This window comes from Nocardia sp. NPDC002869 (assembly GCF_046764065.1).
GTDB lineage: Bacteria > Actinomycetota > Actinomycetes > Mycobacteriales > Mycobacteriaceae > Nocardia > Nocardia rhamnosiphila.
On sequence record NZ_JBKOOL010000002.1, the window covers coordinates 19,275 to 33,752 of the forward strand.

At 66.9% G+C, this 14,478-nt stretch carries 17 protein-coding genes; 13 read left to right on the forward strand and 4 right to left on the reverse strand.

What is annotated here, in order from left to right; genetic code table 11:
* Positions 1–50: 50 nt before the first annotated feature.
* The 3 genes from ACLML9_RS00270 to ACLML9_RS00280 all read right to left on the reverse strand — a co-directional run bounded on the left by ACLML9_RS00270 (position 51) and on the right by ACLML9_RS00280 (position 1,067).
* Positions 51–251 (reverse strand): DUF6186 family protein, encoded by a 201-nt coding sequence (locus tag ACLML9_RS00270; RefSeq protein ID WP_265807529.1) that lies wholly within the window; start codon positions 249–251, stop codon positions 51–53.
* The gene (locus ACLML9_RS00275) at positions 248–661 is read right to left on the reverse strand and encodes a hypothetical protein (RefSeq protein WP_411943539.1); all 414 of its coding nucleotides are present in this window, start codon (positions 659–661) and stop codon (positions 248–250) included. The genes ACLML9_RS00270 and ACLML9_RS00275 overlap by 4 nt, the downstream gene beginning before the upstream one ends.
* Before the next feature lie 253 nt (positions 662–914).
* Entirely contained in the window at positions 915–1,067 is a 153-nt protein-coding gene (locus tag ACLML9_RS00280) for a hypothetical protein (RefSeq protein WP_411943540.1), read from the reverse strand.
* Between the two features lie 197 nt (positions 1,068–1,264).
* Between ACLML9_RS00280 and ACLML9_RS00285 the strand changes: the two genes are divergently transcribed.
* The 3 genes from ACLML9_RS00285 to ACLML9_RS00295 all read left to right on the forward strand — a co-directional run bounded on the left by ACLML9_RS00285 (position 1,265) and on the right by ACLML9_RS00295 (position 2,213).
* Positions 1,265–1,636: a hypothetical protein gene (locus ACLML9_RS00285; protein WP_411943541.1), complete on the forward strand. Its 372-nt coding sequence runs from the start codon at positions 1,265–1,267 to the stop codon at positions 1,634–1,636.
* 2 nt (positions 1,637–1,638) lie between these two features.
* The gene (locus tag ACLML9_RS00290; protein WP_411943542.1) at positions 1,639–1,788 is read left to right on the forward strand and encodes a hypothetical protein; all 150 of its coding nucleotides are present in this window, start codon (positions 1,639–1,641) and stop codon (positions 1,786–1,788) included.
* 158 nt (positions 1,789–1,946) lie between these two features.
* Entirely contained in the window at positions 1,947–2,213 is a 267-nt protein-coding gene (locus tag ACLML9_RS00295; RefSeq protein WP_411943543.1) for a substrate-binding domain-containing protein, read from the forward strand.
* A gap of 658 nt (positions 2,214–2,871) precedes the next feature.
* On the opposite strand, the gene ACLML9_RS00300 is transcribed toward ACLML9_RS00295, so the two are convergent.
* Positions 2,872–3,900, reverse strand: coding sequence for an AraC family transcriptional regulator (locus ACLML9_RS00300; protein WP_411943544.1), 1,029 nt, complete (start codon positions 3,898–3,900; stop codon positions 2,872–2,874).
* A 278-nt stretch (positions 3,901–4,178) separates the two neighbouring features.
* Between ACLML9_RS00300 and ACLML9_RS00305 the strand changes: the two genes are divergently transcribed.
* From ACLML9_RS00305 to ACLML9_RS00350, 10 genes are all read left to right on the forward strand, one after another.
* On the forward strand, positions 4,179–5,153 hold the full coding sequence (locus ACLML9_RS00305) for a quinone oxidoreductase family protein (RefSeq protein WP_411943545.1): 975 nt from the start codon (positions 4,179–4,181) through the stop codon (positions 5,151–5,153).
* A 28-nt stretch (positions 5,154–5,181) separates the two neighbouring features.
* Entirely contained in the window at positions 5,182–6,075 is an 894-nt protein-coding gene (locus tag ACLML9_RS00310) for a TauD/TfdA dioxygenase family protein (protein ID WP_411943546.1), read from the forward strand.
* A 46-nt stretch (positions 6,076–6,121) separates the two neighbouring features.
* Positions 6,122–7,174, forward strand: coding sequence for a 3-keto-5-aminohexanoate cleavage protein (locus ACLML9_RS00315; RefSeq protein WP_411943547.1), 1,053 nt, complete (start codon positions 6,122–6,124; stop codon positions 7,172–7,174).
* Positions 7,175–7,308: 134 nt separating this feature from the next.
* Positions 7,309–8,667 (forward strand): MFS transporter, encoded by a 1,359-nt coding sequence (locus ACLML9_RS00320; protein ID WP_411943548.1) that lies wholly within the window; start codon positions 7,309–7,311, stop codon positions 8,665–8,667.
* Positions 8,660–9,253 carry an RBBP9/YdeN family alpha/beta hydrolase gene (locus ACLML9_RS00325; protein ID WP_411943549.1) on the forward strand — a complete coding sequence of 198 codons (594 nt, stop codon included), beginning with the start codon at positions 8,660–8,662 and terminating at the stop codon, positions 9,251–9,253. Before ACLML9_RS00320 ends, ACLML9_RS00325 begins: the two co-directional genes overlap by 8 nt.
* Positions 9,250–10,014: a CoA transferase subunit A gene (locus ACLML9_RS00330; protein ID WP_411943550.1), complete on the forward strand. Its 765-nt coding sequence runs from the start codon at positions 9,250–9,252 to the stop codon at positions 10,012–10,014. The genes ACLML9_RS00325 and ACLML9_RS00330 overlap by 4 nt, the downstream gene beginning before the upstream one ends.
* Before the next feature lies 1 nt (position 10,015).
* Positions 10,016–10,672, forward strand: coding sequence for a 3-oxoacid CoA-transferase subunit B (locus ACLML9_RS00335; RefSeq protein WP_411943551.1), 657 nt, complete (start codon positions 10,016–10,018; stop codon positions 10,670–10,672).
* A 64-nt stretch (positions 10,673–10,736) separates the two neighbouring features.
* Positions 10,737–12,338: a long-chain-fatty-acid--CoA ligase gene (locus ACLML9_RS00340; RefSeq protein ID WP_411943552.1), complete on the forward strand. Its 1,602-nt coding sequence runs from the start codon at positions 10,737–10,739 to the stop codon at positions 12,336–12,338.
* A 208-nt stretch (positions 12,339–12,546) separates the two neighbouring features.
* Positions 12,547–13,209 carry a hypothetical protein gene (locus tag ACLML9_RS00345; RefSeq protein WP_411943553.1) on the forward strand — a complete coding sequence of 221 codons (663 nt, stop codon included), beginning with the start codon at positions 12,547–12,549 and terminating at the stop codon, positions 13,207–13,209.
* A 185-nt stretch (positions 13,210–13,394) separates the two neighbouring features.
* A complete protein-coding gene (locus ACLML9_RS00350) occupies positions 13,395–14,411 on the forward strand; it encodes a YeiH family protein (RefSeq protein ID WP_411943603.1) in 1,017 nt (338 codons plus the stop codon).
* The last annotated feature ends 67 nt before the right edge of the window (positions 14,412–14,478 follow it).

Consider the following 14,478-nt stretch of genomic DNA (forward strand, 5'->3'; position numbering starts at 1 on the left):
GCCGGCTGGCAGCGGCAGTCCGGCTCGCGGCGTCCGATCCCCTTGCGGCACTACCGCGCGAGAAAGTGCCAGCCGACCCATGCCCACACGAGCACACCGGCAATCCTCGCAACCCGAGTGCGCGTGAGGTACGCGATTGTTTCACCCAGCGGCGCGACCAGATCCCGGCGCACATACGTGACCGCGACCATGCCGAGCGTGACCACGAGTACCAGCACGAACCCGACGATGACGATCACCCGATCGCTCATCTCGACACCAGCCACCAGCCGACACCCAGCCACACCAGCCATCCGACGAACCGCAGCGGCCCCTGCTCGAGTACCGGATCCAACAGCGTCGACAATGTCGGGTGTATGTCGCTCGGCCGCGTCCGATCAGGTTGTCGCGCGAAGGCATACACTTCCCACACCGATGCAGTGACCAGCAGCGTCGACCAGACTGCCACGCCGCGCCGCAGCCGGGCGGTGCACGGCATCTGCTCAGGCCTCGCGCGCAACGCCAGCACCGACGCCACGATCACCGGCACCACCACCAGCAGGGTCGCCGGCCAACCGAACGGTCGGGTGGCGGCCCCACCCGCCGCCAGCACAGCACCGACGGCCGGCAGCGGGATCCGCCGCCGGAATGATCGCGCCGAGGGTTCCGGTTCCCCTGTCACACGCCCAGAATAGGGCCCTGAGCGCCGGAGCCGGGCTATCGGTGGCCCAGCAACGCCGCGACGATCTCGACCCGTTACTCGACCGCCCCGCATTGCTCACCACGGTTGCCCAGGCCGGAGACTTCGCCGACGCAGCTACTTCTCTCGTTTCGGCGCTCCCGGTCCTGCCTTCCTGTGAAGACAGGACCGTCGTTGCCCCGGGGACAGCCGGCGAGCGCCTCCACCCACTCGTCCACAGGGGCGCGTCGGCCCGTCAGGAGACGAGACTTTCCGCGGCGCCGATCATATGGTGCCGCACCGCGGCCGCGTCGGCGTTGCCGGTCTCGATGGCCTCGACGAGGGCACTGTGCCGCCCGAGGTCCATATTGCCGACTGCTTTGTCCAGCCCGGCCCACATGTTCGACATCCGGATCGAGCCCTCCAGCGACTGCCAGGAGAGTGACCGCGTCCGGGCTCCGGGTGCGCAGCGTCAACGGCGAGTTCGGCGACCTGAACCGCCCCGCCTCGGCCGCGCCCACCATGTCCTCGTCGTAGCTCGACGGCCTGCGCATCCAATCCTGCCTCGATCCCACCCGCGATCCCCTGGGACTCCTCGAAGTATTCATGACGAGGACCCTGCGGGGCTATCGTTTGTTCAGCTGGCCGGCGTCGACCGGTAGAGCTGGTGAGTACGATCGCTCCGCCCTCACCCCGCTCGATCACCGAAGGGATCGCGGGATCGACGACCGCACCGGCAGCCTGCCTACGGGCAAGGAGGCCGACCTCATCATGATCTGCCGCGACCACGCCGACATGCTGCCCGCCACGGACGTCGCAGCCACGATCGTCGCGGGCAGTCACGCCGACAACGTCGACCTGGTCATGGTGGCCGACCGGCGAGGGCCGCCCTGGTCCCGAACCGGTCCCCACCCTACGGGCGGGGCAGGCGCTCCGAGCGCGGGTTGTTTCATGACGGCCACATGGTCTACCCAGTGACCATGACCTCACCACGCGACACCGGCCGGACCGACGACGACACCACGACCGACGAGGACGTGGACCGACTCCCCGATTCGGAGCAGCCGAACCCGACCACGACCGAGGGACAGGCCGCGGAGATGGACTATGAGGGCGACATACCGCACTGAGGCCGGCGTAGCCGCCGTCGGCTCGGCCGGTCGAGCCGACGGTCCCGTCCGGCGCACCGGGCCCGCGTTGCCGGGCCTCTCGGCACAGCCTCTCTGCCGCTTCGGCATTCCTGCGCCGTAGATTCTGTGCTGCGCTGCGCGAGAGCCGACACCGTGGGATGGCCTGCGTGCGCCGATTTCGGAGCCTTCCTCTTCTAGAGTCTGTCGTCGGCTTCGATGATTCCCCTCAGGGAGGATGGTCGATGATCAACCTCACCACCGTCCACCAGCCGATCGAAGATATGGCTGCCGAAGCAGTCCGTCTGCTACTCGCGCGATTGGACGACAACGCGACCCAACAACCCGGTCCGCGAGTGTTCCCCGTCCGTCTCGAGGTGCGAGGGACTACAGGTCCAGCCCCACGGCGTGCCGCCCCCAGCGATTAGTACTGCAGTGGGGTTTCGACCTGACTTGAACGCGGATCCTGGTTACATCCTGGTCGCGAATTCCGACACCATTGCAGTTTCGCCCGCGCCATTACTACTGCAGTCGTGATCGAGAGGAACGCTTTCACGTCAAAGCTTCCGCCGGCCGGTCCTGAACGCGCTTACGATATCGATCGTCCCTATCACTACGAGGACGGCGCCGAGTGGCCCACCCCGGAACCAGAAGAATTCGGTGTCACTCGCGAAGAGCCATAATGCTGCCCCAGTGACGACGAGCAACAACCCGACGCCGACCGCAAGTCGTATCTGCATGCTGCGAGCCTATCGCCACCTCGGGTGCAGTCCATCGGCCGAAAGAAGTTGTGGAGATCATCATTTCGTATGACAGGGGCTATCTCGCAGGCATGTCCCGCCGGCGGTGGTGGACGCGTCGGTCCCAGCAGACTGCGGTCACCGACCGGTTCCGGCTCGCCGCCGATCAATCGGCGTCCGACCAGGCCACCGTTCGGGTTTCGGGTATCTACCTTGACCGATGTTCCCCGGCCCCCTACCGAATCCGGGCCGAACCCGGCCCTCGTGTCCACCAAGGCCGCGTTGCGCTGTCGGCGCGACTATTTCGACGACCAGCTCCTTGACGACCGAGCGGATCCGTCGATAGTTATGTTTTCGGGAAAGGCTGGGCCGGGGCTGCGGGTCGGGCGGCGCGCCAGTGACTTGGGCTGTGGCCGAAGCGGGTGCGGAACCATCGGGAGAAGTTGCCAGGCGAGGAGAAGGCGAGCAGTTCGGAGATCTCGGTCAGGCTGTGGCGGCGGCTGGCGACCATGTGCTGGGCGAGTTCGGCTCGGGTGGAATCGACCAGAGAGGTATAGGTTTCGCCCTCGGCGGCGAGGCGGCGGTGGATGGTGCGGCGGTCGACGCCGAGGCTTTGCGCGATCTGGTCGGCCGAGCATCGTCCGGTCGGCAGGAGCAGTTCGATCAGTTCCCGGACGCGGTCCACGGTCGTCGCGGTCGAGGTTGCTCGTGGCGCGTTGAAGATCTGCTGCGCGTAGGCGCGCAGCTGGGGGTCCGACATGGCGTTGGGTGCGTCGAGGTCGGTGGTGTAGGTGAGGAAGCCATTGAAGTCCTGGTCGAACCTGACGTGGGTCCCGAGGATGCGCTGATGGGTTGAGAGGTCTCGGGGCGCCGGGTGGGCGAATCGGACTTCCAGCGGTTGCCAGGTGGTTCCGAGGAACCCGCGCATGAGTCCGTGCAGGATGCCGACTGCCAGTTCGATGGCCTGCCGCGTTTGTCCTGGTCCGCCGAGGTCGATGCTCAGGCGGATGGTGGCGATGGCGTTGTGTTCGGTGAGTCGGGTGTGCAGCGCTTCGTTGTACATGTGCTCGTAGCGGGACATCGTCCGTAGTGCGCTGCGGACGTCGGGTTCCTCGCGGATGACCATGCTGAGCGGGCCGAGATTGGCCAGGCGGCGACGTTCTGCCAGGCGTAGGCCGATGTCATCGCGGCCGGAGCTGATCGCGCAGCGTTCGAGTAGATCCGCGATAGCGGCGGCGGGAACCCAGCGGTCCTGCACGCTCAGACCGGCGGGATCCAGCCCGCTCGCGCGAATCAGAGCGACCGGGTCCAGCCCCAGCGAGCGGCCGAGTTCCACGAATCCGTGTATTGCCGCGTAGCGGGCGAGTGGTCTCACCAGATACTCCATTGTCCCGAATTGAACAGCAACTAGTCCCCTGATGATAAGCATAGCGGGGTGATCCGGATTACAGTGGGTCCCATCACAGCGATGGTGATCAGTGGTCGGGAAGTCGTGATCGGTGAGCGCACCCGGCGCGGCCCTCCACTGACAGCACGCGATCGGATGGTCCGCACTGTGACGCCGCGGCACGCGGCGACTGTCCGGACACCCATTCGTCGGACACGACTGCCGATCGCACCGGTGAGTGCGGTCGACCGAAGAGGAGATCTGTTGTGGCACAAGCTGTTCGCTTCTACGAGACCGGTGGCCCCGAGGTGCTGCGCTGGGAGGATGTCGAGGTGGGCGAGCCGGGGCCCGGTGAAGTGCGGGTGCGGCATGAGGCGGTAGGACTGAATTTCGCCGATACCTACTTCCGCTCCGGCCTGTACCCGGCCGCGCTACCAGCAGGTATGGGTGTCGAGGCGGCCGGTGTGATCGAGGCGGTAGGCCCGGGTGTCGAGGGGTTCGATGCGGGAGATCGGGTGACCTATACCGGTAGCCCGCTGGGGGCGTACAGCACCGAACGGGTGATGTCTGCCGAGCATCTGATCGCATTGCCGGACGGGATCGGATTCGACACCGCGGCGTCGATGACGATGCGTGGATTGACCACGGCCTACCTGTTGCGCCGCATCCATCCGTTGCGCGAGGGGGATACAGTCCTGCTCCACGCCGCGGCCGGTGGGGTCGGGTCGATATTCGTGCAGTGGGCAAAGCTGTTGGGTATCACCGTGATCGGTACCGTCTCCAGCGAGGAGAAGGCCGAGATCGCCCGCGCCAACGGTTGCGATCACGTGGTGATCTACACCCGCGAGGACGTCGCTGCCCGAGTGCGTGAGCTCACCGGTGGCGCGGGCGTGCCGGTGGTCTACGACAGCATCGGAAAGACCACCTTCGACACGTCGTTGGATTCGCTGTCGCGGCGCGGGCTGCTGGTGTGCTTCGGCACCGCCTCCGGGCCGACTCCGCCCATCAATGCGATGCAACTGGCGGTCAAAGGCTCGCTGTTCGTCACCCGCCCCGCGCTCGCCGACTACATCGCTGATCCCGCGGAGCGAGCCGAGCTGGCCGGCGAGCTCTTCTCGCATGTCGGGGCCGGTCGCATCCGGATCGAGATCAACCAGCGCTACAAGCTGTCCGATGCGATCCAGGCCCACCGCGACATGGAATCGGGTCGCAGCGTCGGTTCCTCGGTCTTCACCGTCTGACACCGGCTCCACACCTGGAAGGACAACGATGACAACCTTTGCACCATCCCATGGTTCGGTGACGCGCGGCGCGATCACCGCCACGCCACTCACCTGTTCGATCGGTGCGGAGCTGGTCGATGTCGACCTCGCGCAGATTGCCCATGACGACGCGCTTTTCGCCGAGTTACGCGCCCTGCTGCTCGAGTACAAGGTGCTGTTCGTGCGCGACCAGGACATCAGTCGCGCCGATCACGTCGCGCTGGCACAGCGATTCGGTCCGCTGGAAGACCACCCGGTCCTGGGGAGCGACCCGGACAACCCCGGACTCGTGCGCATCTACAAGGACCTCGACAGCCCCCCTGAGCATTACGAGAACGCCTTCCACTGTGACGCCACCTGGCGGGCGAACCCGCCGATGGGTTCGATTCTGCGCTGTGTGGAAGCTCCGCCGGTCGGCGGCGACACCATCTGGGTGAACATGGTCGAGGCGTATCGGCGCCTGCCCGAGCGGGTCAAGGAGCGGATCGAGGGCCTGCGCGCTCGCCACAGCATCGAGGCCAGTTTCGGCGCGGCGATGCCGGACGACAAGCGCCACGATCTCGCGCGGCGTTATCCCGACGCCGAGCATCCGGTGGTGCGCACCCATCCCGAAACGGGCGAGCGCATTCTGTTCGTCAATTCGTTCACCACCCACCTGGTCAATTACCACACGCCGGAGAACGTGCGATTCGGCGCGGACTACGCGCCCGGGGCCGCCGAGTTGCTGCACTACCTGATGCGGCAGGCCACCATTCCCGAATACCAGGTGCGCTGGCGGTGGACGGAGAACAGCTTCGCGATCTGGGACAACCGGTCCACCCAGCATTACGCGGTTCAGGACTACTGGCCCGGGGTGCGAAAGATGGAGCGCGCCGGGATCGTCGGCGACGCGACCTTCTGACAGCAGTTCGACCAACCCTTTCCTCGGATTCAGAACGGAGCATTTCATGCATTTCCACGACGACGCGCTTTTCCCGGAGAACCAGGAGAAGCTGGTCATCACCGCAGCCCCCTACGGCCCGGAATGGGAATTGGACGATTTCCGTGAGGACCTGCCCCTGACCATGGACGAGCATGTCCAGGCCGCGGTGGACTGCTACGAGGCGGGCGCCTCCGTGCTGCACATCCACGTTCGCGAGCTCGACGGCAAGGGCTCCAAGCGGCTGTCGAAGTTCAACGAGCTGCTCGTCGGGTTGCGCGAGGCAGTGCCGGACATGATCCTGCAGGTCGGTGGGTCGATCTCGTTCGCCCCCGAAGGCGAAGGCGCCGACGCGAAGTGGCTGTCCGACGACACCCGGCACATGCTCGCCGAACTGGACCCGAAGCCGGACCAGGTGACCATCGCGATCAACACCAGCCAGATGAACATCGTCGAGCTGATGACCGAAGACGATATCGCCGGAACGTCGATCCAGCGCCCCGACCTCTACGAGACCTACCGCGAAATGACCGTGCCCGCCGGCCCGGCGTGGGTCGAGGAACACCTGCGGCGCCTGACCGCCAACGGCATCCAGCCGCACTTCCAGCTCTCCAGCATCCCGCAGCTCGAGACGGTCGAGCGGCTGATCCGCCGCGGCAAGTACTCGGGTCCGCTCAACCTGACCTGGGTGGGTATCGGCGGCGGGTTCGACGGCCCCAATCCCTACAACATCATGAACTTCATCCAGCGGGTGCCCGACGGTGCGTGCCTGACCTTGGAGACGTTGATGCGCAGCGTGCTTCCGGTGAACGCGATGGCGATCGCGTTCGGTCTGCACGCCCGCTGCGGCAATGAGGACACCCTCTGGGGCCGCAAGGGCGAGAAGATGAAGTCGGCGGACCAGGTGAAGCAGCTGGTGCGGATCGCCGAGGAGCTGGGCCGCGGTGTCGCGGACGGCAAGGAGGCGCGCGACATCTACCGGATCGGCGAGCAGTACTCGAGCGTCGATGAGACCCTCGCCAAGCTCGGCTACGCACCCAACCGCAAGCCCGGCCAGGTCGGCTTCACCCAGCACGCCTGAGACAGGCGCCAATGGGCCGGGGAAGGACCTTTCCCCGCCCACGTCCTGACGTAGCCGAGAGGGCAACGTCTCCGAACTCATCGGCTCCGGTGCGTCGCACACCGTCTCGGCGCACCGGATTTGTAGGAGCACCAATGGAGTTGCACACTACCGTCGGCGGGGCGGACGACCATGTGGTCGCCGCCCCGGTCGAGGCGGACCGAAACCCCCGCCGCCCGCGTTACCCGTGGGTCGTTTTCCTGCTGGCGTTCGGTCTGCTGCTGGCCGACTACATGTCGAGGCAGGTGCTGAGCGCGGTCTTCCCTTTTTTGAAAACTGAATGGACGCTGACCGATTCGCAGTTGGCGTCGCTCACCAGCGTGGTCGCGCTGATGGTCGGTATTCTCACCCTGCCGCTGTCGGTACTGGCCGACAAGTGGGGCAGAGTGCGCAGCCTGGTGCTGATGGCAGTGCTGTGGAGTGCCGCGACGCTGCTGTGCGCCCTGGCGGCGAATTACGAGCAGATGCTGGCCGCCCGCTTTCTCGTCGGCGTCGGCGAGGCGGCCTACGGCAGCGTCGGGATCGCCGTGGTGATCAGCGTGTTCGCCCCCCGGATGCATGCCGCGCTGAGCGGCGCGTTCATGGCCGGCGGTTCGTTCGGCTCCGTACTCGGCGTCGGCCTGGGTGGTGTCATCGCCGTCCACCTCGGATGGCGCTGGTCGTTCGCCGCCATGGCCATCTTCGGCCTGCTGCTGGCGGCTCTGTTCAGCATGGTCGTGACCGAGGCGAAGCTTGCCAGGAACGCCGCCGACCAGCACACGGAACCGGGGCCACACATCGAGGGGTTCCGCGCGCCGGTGTCGACGCTGTTCACCAACCCCGCGGTGGTGTGCGCCTACGTGGGCAGTGGCTTGCAGATCTTCACCGCCGCGGTGCTGCTGTCGTGGATGCCGAGCTTCTTCCACCGCAACTACGACCTGGCCCCGGACCGGGCGGGCGCGGTCGCCTCGGTGTTCGTGCTGCTGGTCGGCACGGGGATGGTGAGCTGCGGCATGATCACCGACCGCGTCGGCCGCGCCGACATGTCGCGGAAATGGACCGCGGCGATCACTTTCTGCTGTATCTCACTTGTGTGCCTGGGGGCCGGCTTCAGTCTCGGCACCGGCCCGCTGCAGCTACTGCTGATCGGCATCGGCGCCTTCTTCTCCGGCGGCTCGTCCGGTCCTACCGCGGCCATGGTCGCCAACCTGACCCATGCATCGGTACGCGCCTCCGCGTTCGGCACCTTGACGCTGGCCAACAGCCTGCTCGGGCTCGCCCTCGGTCCGTTCGTCGTCGGCGTCCTCGCCGATCACATCGGATTGGGATCCGCACTGCGGCTGGCGCCGCTGACCTACCTGGCCGCTATCGCGGCACTGGTGCTCGGCAGACGCATCTACCCCGCCGGCCTGCGCAAACTCGCCGCCGTCGCACCGGACCCGCGCACTGAACTCGAAAGGGAAAACCATGCCTGACACCGCCGACCCCACCATCGTGATCGTGCCGGGGCTGCGCGACCACGTAGCCGAGCACTGGCAAACCCTGCTTGCCGAACGCCTGGACAAGGTCCGCACGGTCCCGCCGCTCGAGCGCAACAAGCTCAGCCTCGCCGCCCGCATCGCCGCACTCGATGCTGTCGTCGCGGACGTCGAGGGTCCGGTGGTCCTGGTCGCGCACAGCGCCGGCGTCATGATCACCGTGCACTGGGCGCAGCACCACCCGCGACCGGTGCGTGCGGCGTTGCTGGCAACCCCGGCGGATGTGGAAACACCGATGCCGAGCGGGTATCCGACACCGGAAGAACTGGCGGCGGGTGGCTGGCTGCCGATTCCACGCAGACAACTGTCCTTCCCCAGCATCGTGGCCGCCTCCACCACCGACCCGCTCGCGGCGTATCGGCGCGTGGCGGGCATGGCCGAGGCCTGGGGCAGCCGCCTGGTGGATCTCGGCGATGTCGGTCACCTCAATCCGGCCTCCGGCTATGGCGAATGGCCCCGGGCGCAGGAGCTGCTGGACGAACTACTCGCCGCCACCGCGACCGGCGTGCAGGCGGCCCGGTGAGCAAGGTCGTCTCCTCGGCCGCGGCCGCCGTCGCCGATGTGGCCTCCGGGTCGAGCCTGGCTGTGGGTGGATTCGGAGTCTGCGGTATCCCCGACGCGCTCATCGAGGCGTTGGCCGAACGCGATGTCACCGACCTGGAGGTCATCTCCAACAACTGCGGGACCGATCGGATCGGACTGGGCATCCTCCTGAGAGGCAAGCGAATTCGCCGAATCGTCGCCTCGTACGTGGGGGAGAACGCGGAGTTCGCCCGCCAGTACCTGGCCGGTGAGATCGAAGTCGAGCTGACACCGCAGGGGACTCTCGCCGAGAAACTGCGCGCGGGCGGAGCGGGGGTCCCGGCGTTCTTCACCCCGGCCGGCGTCGGCACTCCCGTCGCCGAAGGCGGCTTGCCCTGGCGGTACGCGCCCGACGGTTCGGTCGCGGTGGCCTCGCCGCCCAAAGAGGTGCGTACCTTCGGCGGCCGGTGGGGGGACCGGCGCTACGTGCTCGAGGAGGCGATCACCGCTGATTACGCCCTGGTGCACGCCCTCGTCGGCGACACCGACGGCAATCTGGTGTTCGACAAGTCGGCCCGCAATTTCAACCCGCCGGTCGCCACGGCCGGACGCATCTGTATCGCGCAGGTGGAAGAACTCGTCCCCGCGGGGGAGATCGACCCGGGCGCGGTGCACCTGCCGGGCATCTTCGTCGACCGCCTGGTGCACACCGGTCGGCAGAACAAGCACATCGAGAAACGCACCGTCGCCCAGGAGAGCTGATATGACCGCTGCCACAACGGTTCTCGGGTGGTCCAGGACCGCCATGGCCGCCCGCGCCGCACGTGAACTACGGCCCGGCGAGTACGTGAACCTCGGGATCGGCTTGCCGACCCTCATTCCGAACCACCTGCCCGACGGCGTGCACGTCACCCTGCACTCGGAAAACGGCATCCTCGGCACCGGCCCCTACCCGGCGGCAGCCGAGGTCGACGCCGACCTGATCAATGCCGGCAAAGAAACGGTCACCGTGCAGGCCGGGGCCTCCTTCTTCGACTCCGCGAGCAGCTTCGGCATGATCCGCGGCGGCCACATCGACACCGCCGTCCTCGGTGGAATGCAGGTATCGGCCACCGGCGATCTGGCCAACTGGATGGTTCCGGGACACCTCGTCAGAGGCATGGGCGGGGCGATGGACCTGGTACACGGTGCCCGGCGGGTGATCGTTCTCATGGAGCACACCGACAAGTCCGGCGCGCCGAAGATCGTGTCCCGCTGCACACTCCCGCTGACCGGTGAGCGGGTTGTACAGCGCATCATCACCAACCTGGCCGTCATCGACGTCACCCCCGCCGGGTTGGCATTGCGTGAATGCGCGCCCGGAGTCACCACGGCCGAGATCCAGGCGGCCACCGCCGCGCCGCTGATCACGACGGACTGATCCGGCCCGGCATTCCCTCGACGCCGATGCGATATCGGCCCGGACAATCCCGAAAGGTCATTTCGTGCTCAATCTCGCTGTTCTACTGGAGGATTCGGCGCGCCGCCACCCGGACAACGATGCGATCGTGCTCGGCGCCCAGCGACTGACTTTCGCCGAAGTCGACGCCAGAGCCAACCAGGTAGCGCGTCTACTGGTCACGCGCGGAGTGCGGCCCGGCGACAAGGTCGCGCTGTCGTGCCCGAATCTGCCGGAGTTCGTCATCGTGTACTACGGCATCCTCAAGGCAGGCGCGGTCGTCGTCCCGCTCAACATCCTGTTGCGCCCACGCGAAATCGCCTACCACCTCACCGATTCCGGAGCGAGCGTCTACGTCTGCTACGAGGGCGGCCCCGAGCTTCCGATGGGCGAGTACGGACACAAGGGATTCCGGCAGGTACCGGGCTGCCGGAACATGGTGCTGATCACCGCCGATCCCAGAGCCGGCGCGTCGTACGACGGGGTCGACACCCTGTCGCAGGCCATGGCGGAGGAGCCGGCCACCTTCGACACCATCACCCGCGGTCCCGATGACACCGCGGTCATCCTCTATACCAGCGGTACCACCGGTCGCCCCAAGGGCGCCGAGCTCACCCATGCCAACATGGTGATGAACGCCCTGACCGCGAACCGGCTGTTCGACAACCGGCCCGAACGCCGCGACACCCACCTGGTGGTCCTGCCGCTGTTCCATTCGTTCGGCCAGACCATCAACATGAATGCCGGTCTGTCGGTCGGCGCCACCCTGGTGCTCCTACCACGCTTCGATGCCGTCACCGCCTTGCGAATCCTCTCGGAGGAGGGCGTCACGTTCTTCGCAGGGGTGCCGACGATGTATTGGGGATTGCTCAACGCGCTCGACGACAGCGTCGACGTCGACCGGATCGCCGGTACACTCCGTAAGGCCGTATCCGGCGGCGCCGCGCTTCCGGTCGAGATGCTGTCCCGGTTCGCGCAGCGATTCGGGGTTCAGATCCTCGAAGGGTACGGGTTGTCGGAAACCTCTCCGCTGGCGCTGTTCGCCGACCCCGGCCGCGATCCCCGGCCCGGATCTATCGGAATCCCCGTGTGGGGCATCGAAGCCCGGCTGATCGACCCGGTGTGGAACACCATCACCGGCGTCGGGGAGATCGGGGAGATCGCGCTGCGCGGGCACAACGTCATGAAGGGCTACCACAACCGCCCCGACGCCACCGCAGAGGTTACGCGCGACGGCTGGTTCCGCACCGGCGATCTCGCGCGCCGTGATGCCGACGGCTTCTATTACATCGTCGACCGAGCCAAGGACATGATCGTGCGTGGCGGATTCAACGTCTACCCCCGCGAGATCGAGGAAGTCCTGCTCACCCATCCCGCGGTATCCCTGGCCGCGGTCATCGGCATACCCGACTCGCATTACGGCGAGGAGATCAAAGCCTACGTCGTGCCGGAACGCGAAACCGCCGTCACCGCAGACGATCTCATCGCCTGGTGCCGGGAGCAGCTGGCTGCGTACAAATACCCGCGCGTCATCGAATTCACCACAGATCTGCCGATGACCGCCAGCGGCAAGATCCTGAAACGCGAACTCGTCACACGGACCGAGGCCGCTTCGGCAGGCGGCGGGGTCACAGTCTCCGGTCGCTGATCGAGCACCGGGAACCCAGGGCGCAGTGTGCCCCGGCGGGCCGGACAGGTCACTGCCAGTGTCCGGTCTCGGTCTCAACCACTGAAGATGAGGATCCACTATGCGAATGAAGTCAGCGGCGGCGACCGCCGTGATTGCCGCTGCGGCGGTCGCCGTTACCGCCGCCACAGCGGGCGCCGCTCCGCAGCCTCCCACGCAGCCGTCAGAGGTGCGGTACGAGGTAACCAGGAACGGTGACTCGGCCGTGGTGCGTATCGACGGCGGCACGGTCGAGCAGCTCGATTCCCAGCTGCTGATCCGCGACGCCACCGATCAGCCGATCGCCGCCATTCCGTTGCGCTACCAGATCGACGCCATGGCCTATCCCATTGCCGCACGTATCGACGGGACGACGGCAACCCTCACCCCTTCCAAGGATGGCGGCGAGCGTGTCGTCCCCGCGTCGCAGGCCGAGGTCATCACAGTCGAACAAGCCGCCGCGCAGATCGGCGAGTCGTTCACACCGCGTGATGCCCAGGCACTGGGTGTCTTCGCCCAGCGTGCGGCCATCAGCGCAGCGGTCAGCGCCGTGCTCGGTGCCGTGCTCGGCGCCGGAGTCGGCTGCCTGGTGGGCGGGGCGATCGGTGCCACGATCTCCAGCCCGCTCATCGCCCTCTTGCTGCCGTTCGTGGGTGCCACGATCGCGGGTTGCGTACTCGGCATGGCGACGCTGGGCGCGGTGGGCTCGATGGCCGGCGTGGTACTGGCGGGCGGGCCGATCACGTTGTTCTCCGCGATTCAGTACTTCTCCACCATCCTCGCTCCATGCCCGCCGGAACTGGCGTACTGCAAGGACCCGGCCCAGGTTCCGGCACCGGCTCCGGCCAAGTAGTTCCGCATCGTCGGCCGGCATATCGGAGTCGAGCGACTCCGGTGCGCCGGCGCACGAACCGTCATACCTGTCGACCGTCGGCCACTGTCGGACGGTTGCCGAGACCGAAAGCACCGGACACCGCGATCATGCCCCAGCCCAATACGTCCGACCTGATGAGCGAACCGCTCTCGCCGACGGCACCGATGCGCCGATCGCGCATGAGCCGAGCGCGACGATGGAGTAGCGAGTACCTGCCCGGCCTGATACTCGCGGCCGTCGTGGTTGCAGGCATCATGCTGCTCACCCGGCGGACTTCCTTTCTCAGTCCACTACTGGCAGCCATCCTGGTCGGTGCGATCGCTGCGAATATCGTCGATATTCCACAGCGCATCCGGCCTGGACTCCAGTTCTGTTCCAAGCGGCTGCTGCGGATCGGCGTCGCGCTACTGGGCTTGCAGGTGACGTTTACCGACATCCTCGGACTCGGGCCCGCGATTCTGCTTCTCGTATTCGTCATCGTGGCCGCGGGAATCGCCGGCACCATGCTGTTCGGGCGGCTGCTCGGCATCGGGTGGACGCAGCGACTGTTGATCGCCTGCGGGTTCTCGATCTGCGGCGCCGCCGCGGTCGCCGCAGTGGACGGAGTCGTCGACGCCGACGAAGAAGAGGTCCTGACCTCGGTGGCCTTGGTCGTGGTGTTCGGGACGATGCTGATCGCTATCATCCCGGCCGCATCGCATGCCCTCGGACTGGACGAGGCGACCAGCGGTGTGTGGGCCGGCGCCGCAGTCCACGAAGTCGCGCAGGTGGTAGCCGTCGGCGGAGCGCTCGGCGGTACCGCGCTCACTATCGCGGTGGTCGTCAAACTCACCCGAGTCGTATTGCTCGCGCCGGTCTTGGCGGCGATCAGCTGGAATATCCGGCGCGGGCAGACCGACGCGTCCTCCGCCTCGGTGCGTAAGCCTCCGCTGGTGCCGTTGTTCGTGCTGGCATTCCTCGCCTGCGCGGCGGTCCGCTCGACCGGCGTGATTCCTTCCACGGCACTCGACGTGGCACGCGAGGTGCAGACGGTGCTACTCACCGCTGCCATGTTCGCGCTGGGTACGGGCGTGCGGCTGCGGGCGCTGGCCCGAGTCGGAGCCCGCCCACTCGTGCTGGCGGCCGGGTCGACCCTCTGGGTGACCATCCTGGCCCTGGCGGGTGCACTGATCGCCTCATAACGTGCCGGACAGTAGCGCGGCGAGTGCGGCGATGGCGTCGTGCACGAAACACCCCCACGACCAGGAG

Excerpts from the sequence above, each read along its gene's own strand:
- ACLML9_RS00270 (WP_265807529.1), bottom strand. The coding sequence starts at position 251 with ATGAGCGATCGGGTGATCGTCATCGTCGGGTTCGTGCTGGTACTCGTG.
- ACLML9_RS00280 (WP_411943540.1), bottom strand. The coding sequence starts at position 1,067 with ATGTCGAACATGTGGGCCGGGCTGGACAAAGCAGTCGGCAATATGGAC.
- ACLML9_RS00285 (WP_411943541.1), top strand. The coding sequence starts at position 1,265 with ATGACGAGGACCCTGCGGGGCTATCGTTTGTTCAGCTGGCCGGCGTCG.
- ACLML9_RS00290 (WP_411943542.1), top strand. The coding sequence starts at position 1,639 with ATGACCTCACCACGCGACACCGGCCGGACCGACGACGACACCACGACC.
- ACLML9_RS00295 (WP_411943543.1), top strand. The coding sequence starts at position 1,947 with ATGGCCTGCGTGCGCCGATTTCGGAGCCTTCCTCTTCTAGAGTCTGTC.
- ACLML9_RS00310 (WP_411943546.1), top strand. The coding sequence starts at position 5,182 with ATGACAACCTTTGCACCATCCCATGGTTCGGTGACGCGCGGCGCGATC.
- ACLML9_RS00315 (WP_411943547.1), top strand. The coding sequence starts at position 6,122 with ATGCATTTCCACGACGACGCGCTTTTCCCGGAGAACCAGGAGAAGCTG.
- ACLML9_RS00320 (WP_411943548.1), top strand. The coding sequence starts at position 7,309 with ATGGAGTTGCACACTACCGTCGGCGGGGCGGACGACCATGTGGTCGCC.
- ACLML9_RS00325 (WP_411943549.1), top strand. The coding sequence starts at position 8,660 with ATGCCTGACACCGCCGACCCCACCATCGTGATCGTGCCGGGGCTGCGC.
- ACLML9_RS00335 (WP_411943551.1), top strand. The coding sequence starts at position 10,016 with ATGACCGCTGCCACAACGGTTCTCGGGTGGTCCAGGACCGCCATGGCC.
- ACLML9_RS00350 (WP_411943603.1), top strand. The coding sequence starts at position 13,395 with ATGCGCCGATCGCGCATGAGCCGAGCGCGACGATGGAGTAGCGAGTAC.